General features: G+C 59.8%; 1 protein-coding gene. It reads left to right on the top strand.

Annotation, left to right across the window (positions count from 1 at the left end; all coding sequences use genetic code 11):
• Positions 1-1,390: 1,390 nt before the first annotated feature.
• Positions 1,391-6,247: beta strand repeat-containing protein (locus Pla108_RS20635; protein WP_197526772.1), on the top strand; the 4,857-nt coding region annotated here is incomplete at its 3' end.

Below are 6,247 nucleotides of genomic sequence, written 5' to 3'. Positions count from 1 at the left end.
AGGAGGTTCCCGCAGGCGTAGCATCTGGCCGCGGCGGCACCTCCTGGATCAGCTGCGGAGGTGTCGTCGCTGAAGCTAGACCGACGCGGGTTCGCCGTGGCCGGAACTCGCCGAAACTGGTCCACCCTCGGGGACTTGGCTAGAGCCGAATCTGAAGGAAGTGATGTCCACCGACCGCAGTTTCGGGGACGTTTCGACGCCCATGAGGGGGGGTCACACCTTTGCACTTACGACCATCTGCTAGAATGCGTCGAACGATGATGCCGAGGCAGTATATCGTCGAGCTTGAGAACCCTTTCGGTGACTCGTTAGAAAGCTTGATTGAGTCCTTCCTAGCCGCCTGCTACGTGCCACAACTAGCTGACTCCAATGCTTGATTACTCTACGGCGAAAGAACTCGCTCAGCACGCGGCAGATGCCGAGGCGAAACACCTTTCTAGTCATGAGTCGTACGTCATCGTTGATGACCACGTCTATGAGCACCCTTGGGGCTGGGTCTTCGAGCCTGTTATGGAGCCATATCGTACAAATGGTGAACCGTGCATGCGTGGCGGAGCTTGGTGTCTATCCGTGGACAGGTTCTCAGGCAAAATACAGCGCTCATCTTGGGCGGGCTGGCAGGCTGAGCAGTGGCCGATTATCGAGTTGCACTTAATTAATGTCGACGATGAATCTAATGATGTGTATCACTTCTTGCGTCAGTACAAGGGATGGACGGCGACGGAAACTCGCAAAGCTCTTTGTGAATTGCCTTGCGTAATCGCTGTTGGTCCGACAACTTCGATTTTGCCTGTTGGGAGGGCATTGACCGAACGCGGGGCCAGCGTCGAACTCCGGCAACGGCACGAATAGTCTTCGTCGAACCTGGTGCCGCAAACCTGCCTCGGCGTGAAACGTCGACTCTGATTTGGCCAAACCGGTTAGTGCAAAGGAGGCGTCGTCCTGGGCAGCCAAACTTGCAGCGGTGCAGCTCACCTCAGCAGCCTCGTTCGCTGCCGAACTGAGTGAGGTTGCATCATCCTCAGCAGATTGCCGGTTCCGCTAACTCGCAGCGGTCTCCCTGCTCGGCCTAGACCTCTGCAGATAGCTCCGGGTGCCCAGACGCTGGTGTTGGTCCACCCTCGGCGGGTTGAGGACCAATCAAAGTCGCGTCGGTGAGTCGGCCGGAGGGCCGTCGCCTCCGCAGCGAACGACACGTCTGCTTATAGGCACTATTTTTTGTGCTTCATTGAGCTGCGGGGATCCGTTTCTCCTACCCCAAGACGCCCCTCGCCCCCCCCAAATTGGTTGTTTGCGGAGAGGTTGGCGATTATGCTGGCCCGGTCTGCGTCGCCGGCTGATGTGGTCATTCTGCTCGAATTTGCACCCCCCGACGGCCGAGGCGCTGACGATGTCGCGATCTACCCATTGGCAATGGCTGCGCCGCTGCGCGTCGGGCCGTTCGCCTTCTAAGGCTTTCCGCCCCGGCCGTTCGCTGCTGACTCACACTCTGCGGTTCGAGCCGCTTGAAGACCGGCGCATGCTGGCCACATTTGGCGTTATTAATCTTGCGGATTCCGGCGGAGGAAGCCTTCGTGAGGCGATCAGCCAAGCGAATAGCTCGCCGGGGCAAGACACCATCCTATTTTTGGGTGCGGCCACTTCTGGCACGATTGCCTTGACCTCTGGCGAGTTGGAGATCACCGACTCGCTGACGATCACTGGTCCGGGACAAAACCAGTTAAGTATCGACGCGTTGCTCGGCTCTCGCGTTATTTCCTTTTCCCATAGCTTTGGCGGCCTGACGATTAATGGCCTGACCATCAAGAACGGATTGACGACTGGAAGCAACATTAGTGCCAGTGATTATACGAATAGCGGAGCTGGAATCCGATTCATCTCTACCGGCACCCTCACGCTCAATAACAGCACCATCACCGGCAGCGCCACTGGCGGAGCCTTAGCCAGCGGCGGCGGTATATTCACACCCTTTGGTAAAGTCACTCTAACCAACAGCACGGTCAGCTACAGCGGCACCGCTGGCCCCCACTCCAACGGTGGCGGCATTTATTCGATGACCGGCAATGTGTCGCTAACGAACAGCACGCTCAGCGGCAACATCTTATTCCACAGCACCTCCAATGGTGCGGGGATTTTTACGTATGGTGGTGCTGTGTCTGTGGCGAATAGCACCATTACCAAGAATAACACGGATGGCTATGCCTATGGTGGAGGTATTTTTACGACCTCCAACGTGACAGTGACAGACAGCACGGTCAGTAACAATGCTGGTGGGGGAATCTTTATTACGGGGAACGTGCCAACCAATCTCGTCACCCTCGAGAATTCAATCGTGGCAGGCAACTTCGGCTTAACCAGCACTGCCGATTTCGACCTGCACCTCGCTCCCGGCACCGTTTTCTCGGTGGACCACAGCCTGATTGGCGACACGAGTAGTGGACTTTCAGCTAGTCAGCTTCTCGATATTGCCACTGGCACCGGTAACTTGATTGACATCGACCCGATGTTGGGTCCCTTGGCTGACAATGGCGGCCCGACGCCAACTCAAGCCCTGCGGCTTGGTAGCCCCGCGATCAATGCGGGCAATCCTGTCAACTCCGGCGGAAACGACCAACGTGGACCTGGCTTTGCCCGGGTTAGCTTCGGCCAAAGAGACATGGGGGCCTACGAGCTTCAACTCCCCGGCGTCGCGGGCGGGTCCATCGTCGTCGACTCGACAAGCGACGTCGTCGACGACGATTTCTTGGCAGGTCAACTGTCGCTCCGCGAGGCAATTCTGATCGCGAATAGTTTTACAGGTGCCGACACGATTACGTTCGCCGCTGCACTCGACGGACAGACGATTTTCTTGACCGGCGCCGAGCTGGAAATCACCGAGTCGCTCACGATCGACGCCTCGGCGCTTTCGGTGAACATCGTCATCGACGCCCAGCAACAGTCGCGCGTGTTGCACTTCAGCAGCACGACTGGCGACCTTGATCTCGTCGGCGTGACGATCACCGGCGGTAAGACTACTGGCAATAGCTACTACGAGTCGGGCGCCGGCATCAAGTTCGACTCCTACGGCGCCCTCACACTCACCGGTAGCACGGTCAGCAACAACCGAACGACAGGGCTCACAGCGTTCGGTGGCGGTATCTTCACCCGCGGTGGCTCGGTAACGCTCACCGATAGCACGGTTAGCAGTAATCGTGTCGAAGCGTCCGACGCCGACGGCGGCGGTATCTGGAGCGTCTATGGCGCGGTGACCATTACGGGCAGCACAATCTCTGGCAACCATGCTGCCGTTGATGGAGGGGGTATTTGGACTAGTGATGCACCGGTTCTCATTCAAAACAGCACGATCACCGGCAATACGGCGGGCGCTGTTGGTGGCGGCATTGGCCGCGCGGACTTCAACTTGTACCCAAATTCCCAGACGCACTACGAGCAGTTATCGATCCACAATTCGATCATTGCGGGCAACACCGACAACGGGACCTCCCCCGATCTCTTCGCACCGACGAACCCCGCCCGCCCCTTTACGGTCGACTACAGCCTGATTGGCGACGCGACCGGCTCGGGAATCACTCCGTCATTCGGCCTCGGCAACTTGCTGGATGTCGACCCGCTGCTCGGCCCGCTGGCCGACAACGGCGGCCGCACGCAGACGCAGGCACTCCTCGCCGGCAGTCCGGCAATGAGTGCGGGCGACCCGGCGATTGTTTTCAATGCTGCCGAGTTCGATCAGCGCGGTGCGGGTTTTGCGCGAGTGCAATGGGGCCGGATCGACATCGGGGCATTCGAGTCCGACATTCTCAACCTTCCGGCGGGGGGGCTCGTCGTCGACTCGACTGCCGACACGATCGACTATGACTTTTCGCCGGGTGAGTTCTCGCTTCGCGAAGCGATCTACTTGGCGAACAACCTAGCGGGTGCGGACACGATCACGTTCGCTCTCTCAATGAGTAACCAAACTATTTTGCTGACTGGCAGCGAACTTGAAATCACCGAGTCGCTCACGATCGACGCTGCGGCCTTGGCGAACCATGTGACGATCGACGCCCAGCAGCAATCACGCGTGCTGAATTTCAGCAGCATGACGGGCGAACTTGGTCTTACTGGCCTCACGATCACTGGCGGCAGAACCACTGCTGACGATGCCTCAGGAGGAGGAATTCGTTTCATCGGAGATGGAGCCCTCACCCTGACCGACATGGTCGTCAGCGGCAACAGCACACTCGGGGTCGATGCCGATGGTGGCGGCCTGTTTACACTCGGGTCGGTTGTAGTTAGCGGCAGCTTGATTAGTAACAACAGCACTGTGGGAAACAGTTCCAGCGGCGGCGGGCTCGCCAACTCCTTCGGATCGGTGACGCTCACCGATAGTGTGGTCAGTGGAAACAGCACCGCGGGCAACAGTTCCAGCGGCGGCGGCCTCTCCAACTTCTTGGGCTCGGTGATGCTCACCGATAGCGTGCTCAGTGGAAACAGCACAGCAGGAAGTAGCGCCCACGGTGGCGGGATTTCGTCTGGATTTGGTACGGTGACGCTTATCGCCAGCAGCGTCGATGGCAACAGTGCTATAGGTACCGATTCCGATGGCGGCGGTGTCTTTACTATCAACTTGACACTCACCGACAGCACCCTCAGTGGCAACAGCGCCGCAGGAAATGGTGGCGGTGTCCAGAGCGAGGGCGTCTTTGGCGGCGTCGGGGCGGTGTCGGCTACGAACAGCACGATCAGTGGCAATAGCTCCGGCGGCGACGGAGGGGGCGTTTGGACTGACGGCCAAGTGACCCTCACCAGCAGCACCGTCGTCGACAATCACGCCACGGCTCTAAGTTCAGCGGGTGGCGGTGTCTTCCGTCTCAACCATATCGAGATGCTGACAATCCGCAATTCGATTATCGCGGTCAATTCCGACAGCGGGACGATTCCCGACATCCTTGCGACAAATCCCTCGGCAACCATCGACTACAGCCTAATCGGCGACACCACCGGCTCGGGCATCACTCCTTCGACCGGCGTCGGCAACCTGCTCGACGTCGACCCACTGCTCGGCCCGCTGGCCGATAACGGCGGCCCGACCTTGACTCACGCTCTGCTCTCTGGGAGTCCTGCACTCAACGCGGGCGATCCCGCCATTGTTTTTAATGCAGCCGAGTTCGATCAGCGCGGCGCAGGCTACGTGCGAGTGCAAGCGGGACGAATCGACATCGGGGCGTTCGAAGCCGAACCTCCCGCGATCCCCATCGGCGGCCTAGTGGTCGACACCACCAGCGACCTGATCGACTCCGACTACTCGGCGGGCCAGTTCTCGCTTCGCGAGGCGATTTTCCTGGCCAACGTGAACGCCGGCCCCAACACCATTACCTTCGCTGCGGGCATGAGCGGCCAGACGATTTTGCTCACCGGCGGTGAACTCGAAATCACCGACACACTCACGATCGACGCGTCGGCGCTCACGTCGAACGTGGTGATCGACGCGCAGCAAAACTCGCGTGTCTTGCACTTCTCCACCACCAGCGGCGACCTGTCACTTGAGGGGCTTACTGTCACTGGCGGAGAGTCGACGGGCGGCGGCGGAATTCGTTTCGATTCCGATGGCGCCCTCACGCTCACCAGCAGCACGATCAGCGGCAATCGCACGACCGGCTTTGGAGCCTCGGGGGGCGGCATTTCCGCCTCTGCAGGCAACGTGTCACTGGTGAACAGCACGGTCAGCAACAATACCACCACGGGGCAGCAAGCCTATGGCGGAGGCATTCACACCCATAGGGGCGACATCTCGCTGACCAATAGCACCGTTAGCGGCAACAGCACCGCCGGCTACTACGCCTATGGAGGCGGCCTTCGCACACGGTACGGCGATGTGACCCTGACGGGCAGCACCATTAGCGGCAACAGCACCACAGGCAACGGGGCCGACGGGGGCGGGATCTATGCTTCCAGCGGGACCGTGACGATTACCAACAGCACCGTAAGCGGAAACTACACGACGGGGGATCGTTCCGATGGTGGCGGCATCCGGGCGGGCAGCCTGACCGTGACCGGTAGCACGATCAGCGGCAACAGCACCGCAGGCAGCTACGCGAGTGGCGGCGGCATCAGTTCGCGCTACGGCCTCACCCTGACGGGCAGCACGGTCAGCGGCAACAGCACTGCGGGCAGCGATAGCCATGGCGGCGGGATAGTCGTCTACCATGGCGAGGCGACGCTAACCAGCAGCACGGTCACGGGCAACTCAACGGCAGGCATGGGAGGG

This window comes from Botrimarina colliarenosi, assembly GCF_007859955.1.
Classification (GTDB): Bacteria; Planctomycetota; Planctomycetia; order Pirellulales; family Lacipirellulaceae; genus Botrimarina; species Botrimarina colliarenosi.
The sequence above is the reverse complement of the archived record's forward strand: the minus strand, read 5'-3'. Positions and strand labels throughout refer to the sequence as shown.